Here is a 19,067-nt window from a genome sequence, read left to right as displayed (position 1 = left end):
CCTAACGTGTTGTTGACGTGGGTAACGGATCGGAAGGTGAGCCCCAAGGATGGCAAGGAACACCCCGCCGCGCCTTCAGCGGGCGGCATTGGGGGCCGTGGCGGCCACGCTGCTGGCTGTGGCCGCCTCGCCACCGGCTTCGGCCGCGAACGCGGATGTTTCCAGCGGAGTGTGGCGCGACGTTGTGGTCACCGGCGGGAGCGCGGACGCCGCCGCCGTGGCCGTCTCGACCGCCGGGGGAGCCGTCCTGGCGTCCCTGCCCGTGGTGGACGGCGTCGCGGCGAGGCTGCCGGTGGGCGCCGAGCTGAGCCGGGAGTGGGTGGTGGTGCCGCAGCGAGTGCTGCGGGTGGCCTCCGTCTCGGCGACGGCGGGCGGCGCCCCGGTCTCGACCGTACGCAAGACGCTCGGCCTGCCCGCGAACGGCAACGAGGGCGCCGGCGTCACCGTCGCGGTGGTCGACACCGGTATCGCCGATGTGCCGGATCTGTCCGGGAAGGTGAAAAGCCGGGTCGATGTGACCGGTACCGGCGCCGGTGACGGCTTCGGCCACGGCACGTTCATGGCCGGCCTGATCGCCGGTTCGGGAACCGCTTCGGGCGGCGCCTACCGGGGCGTGGCACCCGGAGCGAAGCTCGTCGACGTGAAGGTCGCCGACGCACAGGGCCGCACCGATCTCATCACCGTGCTGCGCGGCCTGCAGTGGGTGAGCGAGCACGCTCGCGAGGTGCAGGTGCTCAACCTGTCGCTGTCGTCGTACAGCCCGCTGCCGTACCAGATCGACCCCCTGACCCAGGGCCTCGAGGCACTCTGGCGGCGCGGGGTCACCGTGGTGGTGCCCTCGGGCAACGACGGACCGAACGCCGGCACCGTGACGTCGCCCGGCAACGACCCGGTGCTGCTCACCGCGGGCGGCCTCGACGAGTCGAGCACCGCGAACCGCGCCGACGACGTGGTCGGCACGTGGTCGGGCCGCGGCCCCACCTGGCAAGCGGACGCCAAGCCGGATCTCGTCGCGCCGGGCGGGCACGTGGTGAGCCTGCGCTCGCCGGGCAGTGTGGCCGACACGTCGAACCCGCAGGCGCGGATCGTCAACGGATACTTCCGCGGCTCGGGTACCTCCATGGCGACGGCGGTCACCGCCGGTGTGGTGGCCGCCGCGATCGCGGTGCAGCCCAAGCTGCGGCCGGACGCGGTGAAGAACCTGTTGACCGCTACCACGTATGCCGCACCCGGCCTGACCCGGTCGGGCGGGGCCGGTGCGGGCGGCCTGGACGCCGCCCGGGTACTCGCCGCGGCCGCCGGCTGGCCGGCGAGCAAGGCTGCGGCGCAGTACGACCGGGACACCGAGGCGATCGTCCGGGACGCGAACGGCTGGATGGCACTGGAGCAGGCCCTCCTCAACCGCGACGGCGCCGCCGCGACCAACGCCTGGAACAAGCTCAGCCCAGCCTCGCGAGACTGGGCGGCGCGCTCCTGGGCGCAGCTCGACCCCGCGGCCCGCTCGTGGGCCGCCCAGTCCTGGACGGCCCGTTCGTGGGCCGGCGCCGGATCCGAATGGACGGCCCGGTCCTGGGCCGCGCGCTCGTGGGCGGCCCGGTCCTGGGCCTCCGATGCCTGGACCGCCCGCTCCTGGGCCGGTGCCGACTGGACGGCCCGCTCGTGGGCCGCGCGATCCTGGGCAGAGTCGGACTGGGCGGCGCGTTCCTGGGCCGGGGACGGCTGGGCGGCCCGCTCGTGGGCCACCGACCGGTGGAGCGCAGGATCGTGGTCCTGGCTGCTCCAGCCGTGACCGCAAGCGCATCGCCGGCCGGCCGCCCGGGTGTCACCCGGGCGGCCGGCCGCGCTCCGACATCGCGGGGCGACCCCGTCGTCCGCCTCGTCACCCGGCTGTGCCTGCTCGCCGGCCTCCTGGCCCTCGCCGCGATGCTGCTGTTCCCGCACCGCGGCAGCGTCCTGCGCGGCGTCGGCCTCCCCGACGCATGGCTGCTGCCGACGCTGGTGGTCCTGACCTTCCTGGCCGAGATCACCGTGGTCCGGCTGCGCCACGGCGACGCGGTCGAGGCCCTCAGCCTCTACGAGGCCGCGCTCATCATCGACGTGCTGTTGCTGCCGCCGCATCAGGCACTGCTCGCCGCCGTGCTCGGGTTGGTCGCCGCCCTTGTCGTACAGCGGCGGCCGATCGTGAAGATTCTGTTCAACCTCGGCAACTTCACGGCCGCGGTGTCGGCGCTGATCGTGGTGACGCACGCGGTCGGCGGTGCTCCCGGCACGCTCGACGCGCGGGTGCTCGCCGGCGTGCTGCTGGGCAGCATCGCGTTCACCACCGTCAACCTCGTCTGCATGGCGGCGATCCTGAGCATCATCACCGGTGAGTCGCGCCTGAGCATCATCCGTTCCGAGGCCAGGCTGTCCGTGTACATGGCCACCGGGACGCTGGCCACCGGCCTGACCACCGCCGAGATCGGCCTGCACGCACCGCTGCTGCTGCCGTTCATGGCGATGCCCGCGCTCGCCGTCACCTATGCCTACCGCACAGCGGCGCAGGAGGCGGACGAGCGCGCCCGCTCCGCGCGCCTGCTCGAACTGTCCCACGCCCTCGCCGAGCGCGACGACCTCGAACGGCGCTTCCTGCACCTCGTCCGCGACGCCTTCGACGTCGACCTCGCGATGCTGGTCCTGGACCGCGCCGACATCGCGTTGATCGCCGACGCCCAGACCCCGGGTGAGCTGTCCGCCGAGCCCGTCCCGCATCACCTGGCCGCCGTGCGGGACGCCGACACCCCGACCTTCGTCGCGCAGGACCTTCCGGACGACATCCGCCAGTTGGTGGTCGTACCGCTGGAGGCGGGTGATCGCCGCTTCGGCGTCGCCGCGCTGGCCGTGCGTGGGCGGCGCACCAAGCTGTCCACTCGCGAGCTCACGCTGCTCGCGCCGCTGGCCAACGCCCTCGCCGCGGCCATGCGCGGCAGCGAGCACCTGGATCGGCTGATCGAGGAGACGAGCAAGCTGCACGCGGTCGTGGAGCAGTCCACCGAGGGCATCTTCATGCTCGACGGTGACGGCCGGATCCAGATGTGGAGCCGCGCGATCGCCGAAGTCACCGACATCGCCGATGCCGCCGCGGGCGGGCGCCGGCTGACGGAACTGCTCGACGTGCCTGATCCCGACGAGTACGGCCGGCTGCTGCCCGTGACGGCCGATCATCCGCGGGCAACCGTCGAAGTGACCATCCGCCGGCCCGACGGGGAGCGGCGCCGGCTCCGGCTGTCCCACTCGGCCGTCTTCAGCGGCGCGACGCTCGTGCGCGACGTGGTGGTCGTGCGGGACATGACCCGCGAGCACCGCACCGAGCGGCTCAAGTCCGACTTCATCGCAACGGTGTCGCACGAGCTCCGCACGCCGCTGACCCCGATCCTCGGGTACCTGCACCTGCTGCGCACCCGCGGCGACCGGCTTGCGGAGCAGAAGCGTCAGAACGCCCTCGCGCTCATCGCCGACCGGGCGGCGCACATGTCCCGGCTGGTCGAGGACCTGCTGCTCGCCTCGCGGATGGGCGACGCCGACGACGACCTGACGCCGCACGTGTCCGCGGGAACGCACGACCTGGCCGCTGTCGTCAGGCAGGTCGTGAACGACCTCGGCACGCCGCGGATCGACGTCGAGCTGCCCGGCCACCCGGTGCCGGCGGCCTGTGACTTCGACCGGGCACTGCAGGTGGCCAGCAACCTCATCGGCAACGCCCTCAAGTACTCCCCGGAGACCGAGGACGTCCGGGTGCGCATGCGGCTCGACGATGACCACGTGCACGTCGACGTGTCCGACCGCGGGCGCGGCATCCCGGCCGACCAGCTGGAGAAAGTCTTTGAAAAGTTCCACCGGGTCGAGGATCCGATGACCATGAGCACCAGCGGCACGGGGCTGGGACTGTTCATCTCCCGGCGGCTGGCGCGGGCCATGGGCGGAGACGTCACGGTGAGCTCGACGCTGAACGTGGGCTCCGTCTTCACGCTCACCCTGCGCCGCGCCGAGCACGCTGCCGCCGGCTAAGGATCGGCATGTCCCGGCCGATGGGAAGGGTACCTCCGCGTGGAAGGGCAGTGCGCGGTTCAGCGGTAACGGGAGGCGCCGATGGCGGGGAGTCCTCGAGTCCTCTGCCTGGACGACGAGCCGTACGTCCTCGACGGGCTGAAGCGGTACCTGCGGGCCGACTACGACGTGCTGACGGCCACGCAACCGCGGGAGGCGCTGGAGTTGCTCGGCGCGGCCGGGCAGGAGCCGATCGCCGTGGTCGTGTCGGACATGCGGATGCCGCACATGACGGGCGTGGACGTCCTGGAACGGGCCCGGCAGATCTCGCCCGAGACCACCCGGGTGCTGTTGACCGGCGACGCCGACGTCAACGGCGCCGTCGCCGCGATCAATCAGGGCAACGTGTTCCGGTTCCTGCTCAAACCGTGTCCTCCCGAAGACCTCAAGGCGACGGTCGCGGCCGCCGCCGAGCAGAACCGGCTGGTACGCGCCGAACGGGAGCTGCTGGAGGCCACCCTGAAGGGCTGCGTCGACGCACTCATGGACACGCTGGGCATGGCACAACCAGCACTGTTCAGCCGCGCCGGCCGGCTGCAACGCCTCACGCAGCGGCTGTGCCGAAGGCTCGAGATCCCCGACGCCTGGCAGATCGAGATCGCGGCCCAGATGGGCGAGATCGGAGCCATCACGCTGCCTGCGGAAACCCTCGCCCGCATGGAGAGCGGCGTCCCCGCCAACACCACCGACGCGGAGATGCTGGCAAGGCTGCCCCAGCTCGCCGACAACGTGCTCGCGCGGATCCCGCGGCTGGAGGCGGTACGCGAGATCGTCCGGCACCAGCTGCCGACCGACCGTAGCCCCATGTCCCCGCTGCACAAGGACGCGCCCTTGGGGGCCTGGATCCTGCAGGCGGTGCGCGAGTACGACGCACTCGTCTGGCGAGGCATGCCGCCGGATCTCGCGATCGCCACCCTGTCCGCGCGGAAGACCTTCACGCCGGAGCTGGTGCACGCGCTCGCCGAGGCCGGCGGGATGCGGGTCCCGCGGGAGGCGGTACGGGAGATCGGCATCGACGACCTCGCCATCGGCCACGAGCTCGCCGACGACGTGTACAGCACCAAGGGGATGCTGCTCGTGTCGCGCGGACAGGTCATCACGGAGCGGTTGCTCGTCCGGCTGCGCAACTACGAGATGACTACCGGCCTGAAGAACTCCATCCTCATCGTCGATCTACCGCTGCGAAGCTGAGGTGCGCCATGTTCGGAAAGCGCGACGTCCAGACGGCTGGGGCGGGCGGAACCGGCGCGAGCCTCGTCCTGAGCGAGAACGATCTGCACTTCTTCGCCGACGCCATCCCGCACATCATGTGGGTGGTGACGCCCGGCGGATCGACGACGTACGTCAACCGCTGGGGACTCGACTACGCCGGACTGCCCGCCGACGCGGACTTCAACAGAAGCTGGGAAGTCGTGCTCTCGCCGGACGACGCCCGTCGCGTCCGCTCCGCCTGGCGGGAAGCGGGCCGGACCGGGTCCCCGTTCGAGCTGGCGTGCCGGGTCCGCCGCGCCGACGGCCGACGCCGCTGGCACAGTGTCCGGGGTCAGCCGGTCCGCCGGCCCGACGGTCGCATCATCTGGTGGGTCGGCACCGCCACCGACATCGACGATCAGACGGTGTTGCAGGACAGCCTGCGCCGCTCGGACCAGCAGACCGCCGAGACGCTCACGCTGCTGGAGACGATCCAGTCGGCCGCTCCGGTCGGTCTCGGCTTCGCCGACCACGAGCTGCGGTTCGTCCGGGCCAACGACTCGCTGGCCGCAATGGTCGACCTTCCGGCGGAGCGGCTCATCGACCGCCCGGTGGCCAACGTCCTGCCGGAGTTGTGGGCGCAGGTCGAGCCGCATTTCCGGCACGTGCTGGAGGCCGGCGAGGCCGTCCGCTGCGTGGAGGTGAGCGGGCCGACCGCCGGGCCTGATCGCGTCCGCTCCTGGCTCGCCAGCTACTACCCGGTCCGGGTCGAAGGCGAGGCCATCGGCGTCGGACTCGTCGTCATCGACATCACCGAGCGCAAGCAGGCCGAGGCGTTCCGCTCGGTCGTGATGGAGAACATGGCCGACGGTCTCTACACGCTCGACGAGCACGGCCGGGTGACCTCCCTGAACCGGGCTGCCTCGGAGCTGCTCGGATGGAGCGAGGCGGAACTGCTCGGCAGAAGGCTGCACGACGTCGTGCACTTCCAGCACGCCGACGGCACGCCGCTCCCGGCCGGCCAGTGCCCCATGTTCCAGGCCCAGGTCCAGCGCCGGTCGATCCACGGGCACGACCAGGTCTACACGCGCAAGGACGGGTCGGTCTTCCCGATCTCGTACTCCTCGACCCCGCTGGACGTGGCGTCCGGAATCGGCGGCACGGTCGTGGTCTTCCGTGACATCACCGAGCTGCGGGAACGGCAGCGGCGGGAGATCGAGGCCCGGCACGGCCAGCGGCTGGAGTCGCTGGGGCAGCTGTCGGCGGGGATCGCGCACGAGATCAACACGCCGATCCAGTTCGTCGGGGACAACATCCGTTTCCTGGCCGAGGCCTACCAGCAGATGCTCGATCTGCTGCAGGTCTACCGGGACTGCCTGGACCTGCCGAAGGGGGAACGATCCTGGGAGGAGCGCAGCCAGCGCGCCGCGGAGGCCGAACGCGAGGCCGACGTGGACTATCTGACCGCCGAGGTGCCGACGGCGGTCAGCCAGAGCCTGGAGGGCATCGAGCGGGTCGCGTCGCTGGTGCGGGCGATGAAGTCCTTCACCTACAAGGATTCCAAGGACCGGTCGTACGCGAACCTGAACGAGGCGTTGACCACGACGCTGACGGTGGCCCGCAACGAGGTCAAGTATGTCGCCGACGTGGTGCTGGACCTCGGCGATCTGCCGGAGGTGCTCTGCCGCATCGGCGACCTCAACCAGGTCTTCCTGAACCTGGTGGTCAACGCGGCCGACGCGATGGAGGGCAAGGACGAGCGGGGGGTGATTCGCGTCAGTACCCGTCCGGAGGGCACCACGGCGGTCATCAGCATCGCGGACAACGGCTGCGGCATCCCGAAACACCTCCAGCAGAGCATCTTCGAGCCGTTCTTCACCACCAAGGAGGTCGGCAAGGGCACCGGTCAGGGCCTGTCTCTGGCGCGAGCGGTGGTCGTCGACGGCCACGGCGGCACGATCGAGGTGCACTCGACACCCGGCGAGGGCACCGAGTTCACCGTGCGATTGCCGATCGACGGCAAAAGGCCGGAACCGGCATGACAGGATCCGCGGTGATCGAAGTCCGCTGACCGTGGTGCGGCAGGGACGACCTCGGGCCGCGGAAGGCATCGATACACCAGCCTGCTCATCGCACCCACGGTCATGGCCGCTCGTACGCGTGGAACCCGGCGCCGGTCTTGCGCCCCAGCCGGCCGGCCGCCACCAGGTCGCGCAGCGCCGGTGCCGGCGCGAGATCCTCGTCGCCGAAGCTGTCGCGCAGGCTGGCGAGGATCGCGACCGACACGTCCAGGCCGATGGTGTCCAGCAGGCGCAACGGGCCCATCGGGTAGCCGCAGCCGTCGCGCATCACCGTGTCGATCCGCTCGGCGTCGGCGTAGCCAGACCCGAGCAGCCGGGCCGCCCGGTTCAGGTACGGCAGCAGCAGCGCGTTGACGATGAACCCGGTCCGGTCGCCGCACCGCACGGCGCGCTTGCCGAGCCCGTGGCAGAACGCCTCGGCGGTCGCGGCCACCTCGTGCGCCGTGTGCGCCGTGGTCGCCAGCTCGACCAGCCGCATGACCGGCGCCGGGTTGAAGAAGTGCAGCCCCACGACCCGGTCCGCCCGGCCGGTGCCGGCCGCGCAGTCCAGAACCGACAGGCTGGAGGTCGTGGTGGCGAGCATCGTCGCGTCCGGGCACAACGCGTCGAGCTCGGCGAAGATCCGCCGCTTGACCGCGGCGTCCTCCACGACGGCCTCGATGACCGCGTCGCAGCCGGCGACCCCGGTGAGCTTCTCGTGGACGGTGAGCCGGGCCGCGGCCGCGTCGCGGTCACCCGGGTCGAGGCGGCCCCGGCGCACCGCGCGGTCCATCGACCGAAGGATCGCCGCCCGGGCGGCCGCGGCCTTCTCCCTGGTACGTGCGGCAAGGTCGACCGGGTGGCCGGCGCGGACGCAGACCTCGGCGATCCCGGTCGCCATGGTGCCCGAGCCGACGACCCCGACCCGCCGGACGCCGTTGCCGGCGTGGCCGGCGCCGGCCTCCCCGGTGCCGTGCGACGGCTCGGTGCGGAACCCGCCGCCGGACTTGCGCCCCAGCCGGCCGTCGGCGACCAGCCTGCTCAGCGTGGGTGCCGGGCGGAACAGCGGGTCGCCGGTCCGCTCGTACAGTGCGGCGAGTGTGTCACGGGCGGTGTCCAGGCCGATCAGGTCGAGTTGGGCGAACGGCCCGCGCGGCAGCCCGCAGCCGAGGGCCATGGCGAGGTCCACCGACTCGCATGACGCGTAGCCCTCCTCCACCATCCGCACGGCGGCGTTGAGGTACCCCAGCTGCAGCGCCCCGGACACCAGCCCCGGCCGGTCCTCCAGCGCGACCGCGGTGAAGCCGAGCGCGTCGGTCAGTTCCCGCACCACGCCCCGCACCTCGGGCGGCGCGTCACCCGGCACCACGATCTCCACCGTGGCCGACCCCGGTTCGGGCAGGTGCAGGCCGACCAGCCGGGACGGCCGGCCGCAGCCGGCGGCGAGGTCGGCGACCCGCAGCGCGGTCGTGGTCGTGACGAGCACCGCGCCGGGCCGGCTCACCTCGTGTGCCCGGCGCAGCACCGCCCGCTTGACGTCGAGCCGCTCCGGGACGGCCTCGACGACGACGTCGGCCTCCTCGGCCGCCACGACCGGCGCGCCGGCGCGGCGGGCGGCGTCCGTCATCGCCGTGCCGATCGTGCCGTCGCCGATCACCGCGATGCTCAGCATGTGCCGCCCTCCCATCGCACCAGCGCCGCGCCGAAGGTCATCCCGCCGCCGAACCCGGTCAGCAGCAGCAGGTCTCCGTCGGTGAACGTGCCGCCGCGGCGGGCGTCGTCGAGCGCGAGCGGGACCGACGCCGAACCGGTGTTGCCGTGCTCGCCGACGGTCAGATGGGTACGTGCGCGAGGCAGGTTCAGCTTCATCAGGACCTCCTGCAGCATGACCCCGTTGGCTTGGTGCGGGATGAAGTGCTCGACGTCCCGCGGCGCGACGCCGTGCGCGCCGAGCACGTCGCGCACGAACGCGGGCAGCTCGTCCAGGACGAAGTCCCGCACCGCCCGCCCCTGCATCCGGAAGAAGTGCCGGCCGTCGGCGACGGTGGACGGTGAGGCCGGCAACCGGCTGCCGCCGGCCTCGACCCGGATCAGGTCGCCGAGTTCGCCGCGGCTTGACATCCGGGCGCCGACGAGGCCGCGACCGGGCCGCACCGGACCCAGCACGACGGCACCCGCGCCGTCGCCGAACAGCGCGGCGGTCCGCCGGTCGGACGGGTCGACAACGCGGGAGTACGTGTCGGCGCCGATCACCATCCCGTACCGCGGCGCCCCGGGCGGCTCCAGCGCCAGCAGCCGGGCCACGCTCACGAGCGCGACGACAAAGCCGCTGCACGCCGCGTTCGTGTCGAACGCGCCGGCCCTGGTCGCGCCGATGCGGTGCTGCACCAGGCCGGCGGTCGCCGGTTGGGAGTGGTCCGGCGTCGAGGTGGCGACCACCACGTAGCCGAGGTCGTCCGGGGCGAGCCCGCAGCTGTCCAGCGCGGACCGGGCCGCGCGGATCGCCAGGTCGGACGTGGCCTCGTGCGGTGCGGCACGGCGCCGCTGCCGGATGCCCGTCTTGCGCACGATCCACTCCGGCGTCGTGCCGCAGCGTTCGGCGACCGCCTCGTTGGACACCACCTCGGCGGGCAGATAGCCGCCGGTGCCGACGATCCCGATGGCCGGTATGCCGTGGTCGCGCACGCTCGTCTCCCGGTCTCCTCGGTGATCGGCCCTCCGCCGGCCAGCGTCGACCGACCCCCTAAACGACTCCTAAAGGTGGCTCGAACCGGTTTAGGGGTGGTTTAGCCCGGCCCCGAACGATGTGGTCGACGCTGCGGCCGCTGGGCGCCGGAGCCCAATCCGCAGGAGCCGATCGTGGACGACCTCGTCGATGCCATCCATGTCGCAACGGCGACCCCCGAGGACATCGCCGGGCTGGCGGTCCCGGAGTCGTACGTGGGTGCCGTCGTCCTCGCCGACGAGGTCGGCATGTTCGACGGAGTCCCGATCGCCGACCGCGACCCGCGCCGGTCGCTGCACCTGCGCGAGGTCGCGACGCCGCAGCCGGGCCCGGGCGAGGCGCTTGTCGCCGTGATGGCCAGCTCGGTCAACTACAACACCGTGTGGAGCTCCATCTTCGCGCCCCTCGACACGTTCGGCTTCCTGCGCCGGTACGCGGCGCGCGGCGGCACCGCGGCCCGTCACGACCTGCCCTACCATGTGCTCGGTTCGGACCTCGCCGGTGTCGTACTGCGGGCCGGCCCGGGTGTCGGCCGCTGGCAGCCCGGCGACCGGGTGGTCGCGCACTGCCTGTCCGTGGAGCTGGAGTCGCCGGACGGCCACAGCGACACGATGCTCGATCCGGAACAGCGGATCTGGGGTTACGAGACGAACTTCGGCGGCCTGGCCCACCTCGCCCTGGTGAAGAGCAACCAGCTGATGCCCAAGCCGGCGCACCTCACGTGGGAGGAGGCGACCGCGTCCGGGCTGGTCAACTCGACGGCCTACCGGCAGCTGGTGAGCCGCAACGGGGCGCAGATCAAGCAGGGCGACAACGTGCTGATCTGGGGCGCGGCCGGCGGCCTCGGCTCGTACGCCGTGCAGCTGACCCGCAACGCCGGCGCAATACCCATCTGCGTGGTCTCCAGCCCGCGCAAGGCCGAGCTGGTCCGCGCCATGGGCGCCGAGCTGGTGATCGACCGCTCCGCCGAGGGCTACGCGTTCTGGCGCGGGGACACCCCCGACCCGAAGGAATGGCGCCGCTTCGGCGCCCACATCCGCGACCTGACCGGGGGTGAGGATCCGGACGTCGTCCTGGAGCATCCGGGCCAGGAGACGTTCGGCGCGAGCGTGTACGTGGCCCGCCGTGGCGGCACCGTGGTCACGTGCGCGTCCACGACCGGGTACGAGCACCGCTACGACAACCGCTATCTGTGGATGCACCTCAAGCGGATCATCGGCAGCCACTTCGCCAACTACCGGGAGGCGTGGGAGGCCAACCGCCTGATCACCAAGGCGATGGTCCACCCCACGCTGTCGGCGGTCTACCCGCTGGGCGAGGTCGGCACGGCCGTGCGCGCCGTGCACGCCAACCGGCACACCGGCAAGGTCGGCGTGCTGTGTCTGGCCCCGTCCGAAGGGCTCGGCGTCACCGATCCGGCGCTGCGGGCCCGGCACGAGGCGGCGATCAACCGCTTCCGGACCGCCGCCTGAGCGGCCCTCAGGACGCCGGGGCCAGCGTGGCGCAGATCGTGGCCGCCACCTCGGCGGCCTGGTCCGCCAGGTAGAAGTGGCCGCCCCGCAGGACGTGCAGGGCGAAGGCCCCGCTCGTTGAGGAGGCCCAGTCCCGCGCCTCGGACACGGACGTGCGCGGGTCGGTGTCGCCGACCAGCGCGGTGATCGGGCAGTCGACCAGGGCGCCCGGGCGGTGCCGGTACGTCTCGATCGCGATGTAGTCGTTGCGCAGCCCGGGCAGGATCATGTCGATGAACTCCGGGTCGCGCAGCAGCACCGAGGCGGTGCCGTCGAGGCGTTCGACCTCGGCCAGCAGGGACGCGTCGTCGGCCTTGTGGATCGCCTCCGGCCGGTAGCGGGTGGGTGCCCGGCGGCCCGATGCGAACAGGTGGGTGACCGCGCCCGGGCCGAGCCGCAGCGTCACCTCGAAGGCGAGCACCGCGCCCATGCTGTGCCCGAAGAATGCCAGCGGCCGGTCGGCCACCTCGCGCACCGCGGCTGCGATCCGGTCGGCGAGCACGTCGATGCGCGGCACGTTCGGCTCGGCCCGGCGGTCCTGCCGCCCCGGATACTGCACGACGAGGGCGTCCACAGTGGACTCCAGGCGCAGCGCCAGCGGCCGGTAGTACGCCGCCGACCCGCCGGCGTGCGGGAAGCAGACCAGCCGGGTTCCGGCGGCCGGCGGCCGGTACCGGCGGAACCACGTGTCGGCGGCCTGGGACAGGGCGGTCATCCGTCGAGATCTCCCTTCAGGGGGGAACGAGGCCGTCACTCGGCGATCTTCGTGCGGCCGGTCCACCGGTACACCACCGGGCCGGGCGGGTCCGCCGGGGCGTCCATGACCCGCTCGAAGTGTTCGTACCCGCCGTAGTTGGGGAGCTTGATCTTCAGCAGTTGATAAGGCGGGAACCCTGGCCGTTCACGGCCGGGAGGAACGCCGTTACGGACCAGGACGTTTCTGGTTCTCGATGTTCGATTGCTCGATGTACGATGCGGGCGGTGAAGCTGGTCGTGCAGGTCAAGCTCCTGCCGGCGCCCGAGCAGGCGGCGGCGCTGGACGCGACCCTTCGGGCCTGTAACGCCGCAGCGTCGACCGTGGCGGCAACGGCCCGGGAGATCGGCTGCTACCGCAACTACGACCTGCGGCGGCAGGCCTATCACAGGATCAAGACTGACTACGGGCTCGGCGCGCAGGCCGCCCAGCACGTCATCAAAAAGGTCACTGACGCCTACGCCGCGCTCGCGGCGAACCTGCGCGCGGGCAACTACGGCAAGCCCGGATCGAGGCGCCGGCACAAGGTTGAGGCCAACCCGATCATGTTCCGCTGGGATGCGGCGCAGCCGTACGACGCGAGGATGCTGTCGTGGCAGCACGACGTCGGCACCGTGTCCATCTGGACCGTGCACGGGCGACTCAAGCCGGTGGCGTTCACCGGGTCCGCCGACCAGTTGAAGGCCGTCGCGACGCATCCGATCGGGGAATCTGATCTGGTCCACCGCGACGGTATGTGGTTGCTGTACGCCACGGTCGAGGTCGACGAACCGCAGGTTTACGAACCGTCCGGGTTTCTCGGTGTCGACATGGGCATCGCGAACATCGCCTACGACTGCGACGGCACCCGGTATGCCGGAGCCGAACTCAATGGCTATCGGCGGCGCCAGCAGCGGCTGCGCAGCCGATTGCAGCACAAGGGCACCGCGTCGGCGAAGCGGCTGCTGGCCCGCCGCCGCAAGAAGGAAGCGCGGCACGCCGCGAACGTCAACCATGGCATCGCCAAGAGCATTGTGATCGAGGCTGCACGCACCGGTCGCGGGATTGCCGTCGAGAAGCTGACGGGGATCCGCGACCGGGTCCGGCTGCGCAAGCCCCAACGGGTCACGCTGCACTCGTGGTCGTTCCAGCAACTCGGCGCGTTCCTGGTCTACAAGGCGCGCCGGGCTGGTGTACCGCTGGTCGAGGTCGACCCTCGGTACACCTCCCAGACGTGCGCAGGTTGCGGATATCGGGACAAGCGGAACCGCCCTGACCAGGAAACCTTCCACTGCCGATCGTGCGGGGTCGTTGCCCACGCCGATCACAATGCGGCCCGCAACATCGCTGCACGCGGTGTCGTGGGCTGGGGCGCAGTCAACCGCCCACACGCGGCCTGACCTTACAGCCAGCGAGGGAAGTGACCCGCAAGCCCACCCATTCATGGGTAGGTAGTTGACTTGCCCGGGCGGGACCCGCTGGAGGCGGTTCTCCTGCGGGATGGTCGCCGGACCGCCGTCGAGCACCGCGTCGATCATCAGCTCGTCGTCCATCACTGACCTGCCAATCCCGGCAATGCCGTGGGAAGGTTCGCCGCATCTCGTCCGCGCGTTGGCGAAAGCCCGGCGCCGGACACCGCGAAACCCTAGGGCCGACGGCTGAAGACCTGCTAAAAGCCGGGGCACGGGGCGGACGCGGCACTCAGCCGGTGCGCTCGGCATTCAGCGACCGCGCCAGTTTGAGCCAGCGCTCGAGCGTCGTGGCGGCCGCTGCGCTGTCCACGGCGACGCGTGCCTGGTCGAGACCGGCCGCGAACGCGTCGCGGAAACCGGCGGCGGGGAGGTGGTGGATCGCCAGTGCCGCCGCGGCGTTGACGAGCACGGCGTCCCGGGCGGCGCCGGGCTCGCCCGCCAGCACGCGGTGCACGACCATGGCGTTGTGGGCGGCGTCGCCGCCGCGCAGCGCGCCGGGCGCACTGCGCGCGATGCCGAAGTCCGCCGGATCGACCGTCTCGCAGCGGACGCTGCCGCCGTCGGTGATCCACAGCGTGCTCGGCGCGGACGTGGTCACCTCGTCCAGGCCGTCGTGCCCGCGCGCGACGATGGCCAGGGTGCCACGCTCGGCCATCACCTGCGCCAGCACGCGGGCGATGCGCTCGTTCGCGCAGCCGATCAGGGCCGCGGCGGGATTGGCCGGATTGGTCAGCGGGGCGACGAAGTTGATCGCCGTCGGCACACCGAGCTTGCGGCGGACCGGGTTGGCGTGGCGCAGCCCCGGGTGGTAACGCGGGGCGAAGGTGAAGCTGATGTTCACCTCCCGCACGCAGCGGGCGACGTCCTCGACACCGAGATCCAGCGGCAGGCCGAGCGCCTCCAGCACGTCCGCCGCGCCGGCCTTGCTCGACACCGACCGGCCGCCGTGCTTGACCACCCGCGCTCCCGCACCGGCGACCACGATGGCCGCCATCGTGCTCACGTTCACGGTATGGGCGCCGTCGCCGCCGGTGCCGACGATGTCGGTGATGTCGTCGAGGTCGACCGGCACCCGCACCGCGCGCTCCATCAGCGCGTCGAGCAGCCCGCGCAGCTCGGCGGGCTCCTCGCCCTTGGCGCGCAGAGCGATCAGAAACCCGGCGAGCTCGGCCGGGTCGGCGGACTCGTCCATGACCTCGCGCATCACCCAGCGCGTATCGTCCGAGGTGAGATGCTGCCCGTGCAGGAGCATCGTGAGCAGCCGCGGCCAGGAGCGCTCAGCAGCGTCAGACACGGGTGTCCTCCCAGCGGCGCGATCGACGGCCGTGATGGTAGCACGCGCCCCCGCCACAGCCCGTCGCTCGTACCGGCCCGACGCCGGGGGCGCACTGCCGGTTTCAGCACAGGCATAGCGACGCTTTAGCGGCCGGGCCGACCGTGTCCCCGTACGACGCGGCACTGCGCCGCCGCCGTCATGGCCCGGATGGGGAGGACGCCCGTGTCCGACATCGACCCGAACGAGACCCGCGCAGGGCTGGACGAGGCGAAGGCGTTCGGCGCCATCGGCATCAGCGCCCAGGGGCTCGCGATCGCCACCGCCGTGCTGCGGGGGGCGATCGAACCCGCCGACGTGCCGGGCACCGACGTGCTCGGCCGGTGCATCGTGCTCGACGGCCTCCGCGAGGTCGTGGAGAAGATGCAGCTGCACGTGGACGGCGGGCTACCGCAGCAGGGCACCGTAGCCGAGTACGTCGATGCGCTGTTCGACCGGGACGACAACCGCGTCGGAACCATCACCGGCACCGCCGTCCTGCTCGCCGACCCCCCGATGACCCACCTGTGGCAGCTGCACCGCAACGTCGCCGAGTTCGACGACGGCACGATCGAGGCGGTCGGCATCCTCGGCCCGTCCCTCGCGCAGGGGGCGACCGGCGTCCTGAGCGTCACCGGGCTCAGCGGCCGCTACGCGGGCCGGCACGGGCACCGGACGCTCGCCTTGATCGACGGCGACGGCGACACGCCGCACTACGCGGTCACCTACGTCCTGTGCTGACCATCGCACCAGGGTCCGGGCCGCGCCGGAGGGTTGCCGCATGAACGAGCCCGCCGTCTACGTCGTCGCCGTCGGCACCGACCTGCCGGGGCCGCCGATCTCCAACGCCGACCTCGGCAAACGGTTCGGCGGCACCGGTGTGTGGGAGCAGTGGGCGCAGACCTACATCGGCACCCACCACCGGCACCTGGCCCGCGACCTGGACACCGGAGAGGTGCGGTACACCCTCGCCGACATGTGCTCGGCGGCGGCCGGGCGGGCCCTGGCCGCGGCCGGCGTCACGCCCGGCGAGGTGGACCTCGTGGTCCTCGGTACGTCGTCCCCGGACCTGCTGATGCCCGCGACGGTCAACGTCGTCGCCGATCGCGTCGGCATCGACGGCGTGCCGACCTATCAGCTGCAGTCGGGGTGTACCGGCGCCGTGCAGGCCCTCGACGTGGCGCACAAGATGCTGCTGTCCGGCCGGTACCGCACCGCGCTCGTGCTCGGGGCGGACAGCTGCGCCAAGCATCTGGACGTGCACACCGACCCGAGCAAGCTGCGCCCCGCCGAACAGGTCAACGGGATGCTGTTCGGCGACGGCGCCGGCGCCGCCGTGCTGCGCACCGAGCCGGCGCCGGGCGCCGCGCACCTGCGCCACGTCGAGCTGCGGCTGGTCGGCGCGGGCCGCGAGCCCGGCCAGGTGGTGGCCTGGTTCGGCGCGGGCGACGGGCCGCCGACCGCGCCCGTCGTCGAGGACTACAAGGCGATCGAGGACCAGGTGCCCGCGATGGCCGCCGGCACAGTACGCCGGATGGTCGACGCGCTGGACTGGGCCGACGGCGACGTCGACTACCTGCTTCCCCCGCAGCTGTCCGGCCGGATGACCGCCCGGATCGTCGAGGCCATGGCGGTCGCGGGCGCGCAGGAGATCAGCTGCGTGGCGGAGCTGGGCAACACCGGCAACGCCGTGCCGTTCTTCCAGCTGGAACGGCTGCTGCCGCGCATGGCTCCCGGCGACCGCGCAGTCGGGGTCGCCATCGAATCGAGCAAGTGGATCGAGGCGGGCTTCGCGCTGGAGGCGGTCTGAACCGGACGCCGCCGACCAGCTCGGATCATCCGTGTCGACGATGAGGACAGGTGCCGCATGAACAGCCTCGAGGACTTTCTCGCCCTGATCGAGCACGAACTGGGCGTATCCATCGACGCGGACCAGGCCCACCGCGGCCTGGACGAGGTCGACAACTGGGATTCGATGTACCTGCTGACCGTGCTCAGCATGCTGGAGCGGCGGACCGGCCGGCCGGTGTCGCTGCCGGCCATGATGAACGCACACACCCTCGCCGACATCTACCGGCTGGCAGTGGCGGCATGACGATCAGCCCCGTCACCCGGGCGCGCCGGCACACGCTGTTCTTCCTGCGGGAGATCCGGGCGTTCGCGCCAGTGTTCCTCGACACCGACATCGACATGACCGCGGTGCGGGCCCACCGGTCCGCCGCTCGCACGGCCGGCGAGCACTTCTCGGTCGTGGCCTACATCCTCCAGGTCGCCGGCCGGGTGCTGGCCGCGCACCCCGAGGCCAACGCCGCGGTGCACGGCCGGAAGATGGCGCGCTACCCCGAGGTCAGCGGCAAGCTGACGCTCGACAAGGAGCTCGACGGCAGGCGTGTGGTCCTCGCCTGCGTCCTGCGCGACCTCGACACCGCGACCCTGCCGCGCATCCAGCAGCAGATCGATCATCACCGCCGCGGCGACCCGCACGACATGCCGGAGTTCGCCGCGGTGCGCCGGCTGCACCGCGCGCCCTGGCCGCTGGCGGCCGCGGTGTTCCGCCTGGGGTTCCGGCCGCTGCGCCGCCGCGCCGCGCTGTTCGGCACCTTCGCGGTCACGTCCCTCGGCCACCGCCCGGTCGACGGTTTCTACTCCGTCGGCGGCACGGCCATCACGCTGGGCGTCGGGCAGATCGCCGACCGGCCGGTGGCCGTGGACGGCCGGGTCGCCGTGGCGCCGGTCATGCGACTGAGCCTCACGTTCGATCACCGGGTCATCGACGGAGCCGAGGCCGCGGACATCCTCGCCGAGATCAAGCACGGGCTGGAGACCTACGCCCCGGACCGGTCCCCGGCGCAGCGGTTGGAGACGCGATGAACAAACTCGCCGAACTCAAGCACCACATCGTCGTGCACGCGCGCGGCCAGCAGATCGCGGGCCTCGACACGCTGCTGGCCCGCATCGACGCGGAGTCCGGGGACGGGCCCGGATCGTGGCCGTACGAGTGGGGCCGGCGCGCCGAGGAACTCGCCGACCGGGGCCGGCTCGTGGACGCCGCGCGGCACTTCGCCATCGCGCGCTTCCCCTACGTCGACGGGCCGCAACGGCAGCATGCGCAGGACCGGTGCGTGGCCACCTTCGAGCGCTGGCGCGCCGAGCACGACATCGAACGGCTGGACCTGCCGCTGTCCGCCGGCCGGGTGCGCTGCTGGGCGACCGGGCTCTCCGCGGCCCGCCCCCGCCCGGTACTGCTGATGATGGGCGGCATCGTCACGATCAAGGAACAGTGGGGACCCACCCTGCCGTTCTTCGGCAAGGCCGGGTTCGCCACGGTGGTCACCGAGATGCCGGGAACCGGCGAGAACGAGCAGACCTACGGCCCGCGGAGCTGGCGGATGATCCCCGAGCTGCTCGACCGGATCGCCGACCGTGCCGACGTCGACCGTACCTACGTCACGGCACTGAGCTTCGCCGGGCACATGGCGCTGCGCGCCGCCGCGGACGACCCTCGCGTGGCGGGCGTCGTCACCGCGGGAGCCCCGGTCCGAGCGTTCTTCCACGACCGCACCTGGCTCGCGGGCCTGCCCGACATCACCACGGACACCCTCGCCCACCTCACCCGCACCACCTGGGACGACCTGGTCGACGGCTTCGCCGGGTGGGCGCTGAGCGACGAGCAGCTGACCGCCGTACGCGTCCCCGTCGCCTACGTCGTCAGCCGCCGCGACGAGATCATCCCGCCGGCCGAGATCGCCGACCTGCGCCGGCACCTGCGCGACCTGGATTCCATCGAGAACGACGACACCCACGGGTCGCCCAACCACGCCACCAGCTCGCGACTGTGGACCGTCGCCGCCGTACTGCGGATGCGCGGGGACCGCGACCTGCGCCGCGCGGTGGTGTCCGCGCTCGCCGGTACCGCCCGGATCGGCGCCCGGCTGCGCCGGCGGTCCGGTTGACCGCGGGCCCGGCACCCTCGACCA

The 19,067-nt window shown here is 72.1% G+C and carries 16 protein-coding genes; 11 read left to right on the top strand and 5 right to left on the bottom strand.

Features of this window, described 5'->3' with window-relative positions; translation table 11 throughout:
* Positions 1 to 49: 49 nt before the first annotated feature.
* From ACQPY0_RS33445 to ACQPY0_RS33430, 4 genes are all read left to right on the top strand, one after another.
* Positions 50 to 1,789 (top strand): S8 family serine peptidase, encoded by a 1,740-nt coding sequence (locus ACQPY0_RS33445; RefSeq protein ID WP_432969540.1) that lies wholly within the window; start codon positions 50 to 52, stop codon positions 1,787 to 1,789.
* A complete protein-coding gene (locus ACQPY0_RS33440) occupies positions 1,786 to 4,047 on the top strand; it encodes a sensor histidine kinase (RefSeq protein ID WP_432969537.1) in 2,262 nt (753 codons plus the stop codon). The genes ACQPY0_RS33445 and ACQPY0_RS33440 overlap by 4 nt, the downstream gene beginning before the upstream one ends.
* 81 nt (positions 4,048 to 4,128) lie before the next feature.
* Entirely contained in the window at positions 4,129 to 5,277 is a 1,149-nt protein-coding gene (locus tag ACQPY0_RS33435; RefSeq protein WP_432969534.1) for a response regulator, read from the top strand.
* 8 nt (positions 5,278 to 5,285) lie between these two features.
* Positions 5,286 to 7,319, top strand: coding sequence for a PAS domain-containing sensor histidine kinase (locus tag ACQPY0_RS33430; protein ID WP_432969531.1), 2,034 nt, complete (start codon positions 5,286 to 5,288; stop codon positions 7,317 to 7,319).
* 100 nt (positions 7,320 to 7,419) lie between these two features.
* Here ACQPY0_RS33430 and ACQPY0_RS33425 read toward each other — a convergent pair whose 3' ends face one another.
* Positions 7,420 to 9,009 (bottom strand): 3-hydroxyacyl-CoA dehydrogenase family protein, encoded by a 1,590-nt coding sequence (locus tag ACQPY0_RS33425; protein WP_432969528.1) that lies wholly within the window; start codon positions 9,007 to 9,009, stop codon positions 7,420 to 7,422.
* On the bottom strand, positions 9,003 to 10,022 hold the full coding sequence (locus ACQPY0_RS33420; protein WP_432969525.1) for a 3-oxoacyl-ACP synthase III family protein: 1,020 nt from the start codon (positions 10,020 to 10,022) through the stop codon (positions 9,003 to 9,005). Before ACQPY0_RS33420 ends, ACQPY0_RS33425 begins: the two co-directional genes overlap by 7 nt.
* A gap of 174 nt (positions 10,023 to 10,196) precedes the next feature.
* Between ACQPY0_RS33420 and ccrA the strand changes: the two genes are divergently transcribed.
* A complete protein-coding gene (ccrA, locus tag ACQPY0_RS33415; protein WP_432969522.1) occupies positions 10,197 to 11,534 on the top strand; it encodes a crotonyl-CoA carboxylase/reductase in 1,338 nt (445 codons plus the stop codon).
* Positions 11,535 to 11,541: 7 nt separating this feature from the next.
* On the opposite strand, the gene ACQPY0_RS33410 is transcribed toward ccrA, so the two are convergent.
* Positions 11,542 to 12,288: a thioesterase II family protein gene (locus ACQPY0_RS33410; protein ID WP_432969519.1), complete on the bottom strand. Its 747-nt coding sequence runs from the start codon at positions 12,286 to 12,288 to the stop codon at positions 11,542 to 11,544.
* 35 nt (positions 12,289 to 12,323) lie between these two features.
* Positions 12,324 to 12,395: a hypothetical protein gene (locus ACQPY0_RS33405; protein WP_432995478.1), complete on the bottom strand. Its 72-nt coding sequence runs from the start codon at positions 12,393 to 12,395 to the stop codon at positions 12,324 to 12,326.
* A gap of 159 nt (positions 12,396 to 12,554) precedes the next feature.
* Between ACQPY0_RS33405 and ACQPY0_RS33400 the strand changes: the two genes are divergently transcribed.
* Positions 12,555 to 13,706: an RNA-guided endonuclease InsQ/TnpB family protein gene (locus tag ACQPY0_RS33400; RefSeq protein ID WP_432969516.1), complete on the top strand. Its 1,152-nt coding sequence runs from the start codon at positions 12,555 to 12,557 to the stop codon at positions 13,704 to 13,706.
* 301 nt (positions 13,707 to 14,007) lie between these two features.
* Here the strand turns inward: ACQPY0_RS33400 and trpD are convergent, their stop codons facing one another.
* A complete protein-coding gene (gene trpD / locus ACQPY0_RS33395; RefSeq protein ID WP_432995476.1) occupies positions 14,008 to 15,030 on the bottom strand; it encodes an anthranilate phosphoribosyltransferase in 1,023 nt (340 codons plus the stop codon).
* A 246-nt stretch (positions 15,031 to 15,276) separates the two neighbouring features.
* Here trpD and ACQPY0_RS33390 point away from each other — a divergent pair, with 246 nt between their 5' ends.
* The 5 genes from ACQPY0_RS33390 to ACQPY0_RS33370 are packed head-to-tail and all read left to right on the top strand — an operon-like array spanning position 15,277 to position 19,043.
* Positions 15,277 to 15,831 carry an allene oxide cyclase barrel-like domain-containing protein gene (locus tag ACQPY0_RS33390; protein ID WP_432969513.1) on the top strand — a complete coding sequence of 185 codons (555 nt, stop codon included), beginning with the start codon at positions 15,277 to 15,279 and terminating at the stop codon, positions 15,829 to 15,831.
* Between the two features lie 40 nt (positions 15,832 to 15,871).
* Entirely contained in the window at positions 15,872 to 16,900 is a 1,029-nt protein-coding gene (locus tag ACQPY0_RS33385) for a 3-oxoacyl-ACP synthase III family protein (protein ID WP_432969510.1), read from the top strand.
* Positions 16,901 to 16,957: 57 nt separating this feature from the next.
* Positions 16,958 to 17,185 (top strand): phosphopantetheine-binding protein, encoded by a 228-nt coding sequence (locus ACQPY0_RS33380; protein WP_432969507.1) that lies wholly within the window; start codon positions 16,958 to 16,960, stop codon positions 17,183 to 17,185.
* Complete coding sequence (locus tag ACQPY0_RS33375; RefSeq protein ID WP_432969504.1) at positions 17,182 to 17,961, top strand: 2-oxo acid dehydrogenase subunit E2; 780 nt, start codon at positions 17,182 to 17,184, stop codon at positions 17,959 to 17,961. The genes ACQPY0_RS33380 and ACQPY0_RS33375 overlap by 4 nt, the downstream gene beginning before the upstream one ends.
* Complete coding sequence (locus ACQPY0_RS33370; protein WP_432969501.1) at positions 17,958 to 19,043, top strand: alpha/beta fold hydrolase; 1,086 nt, start codon at positions 17,958 to 17,960, stop codon at positions 19,041 to 19,043. Before ACQPY0_RS33375 ends, ACQPY0_RS33370 begins: the two co-directional genes overlap by 4 nt.
* Positions 19,044 to 19,067: the final 24 nt, after the last annotated feature.

The organism is Dactylosporangium sp. CA-233914, assembly GCF_050942935.1.
Lineage (GTDB): Bacteria > Actinomycetota > Actinomycetes > Mycobacteriales > Micromonosporaceae > Dactylosporangium.
This window is presented reverse-complemented; position numbering and strand designations above follow the sequence as displayed.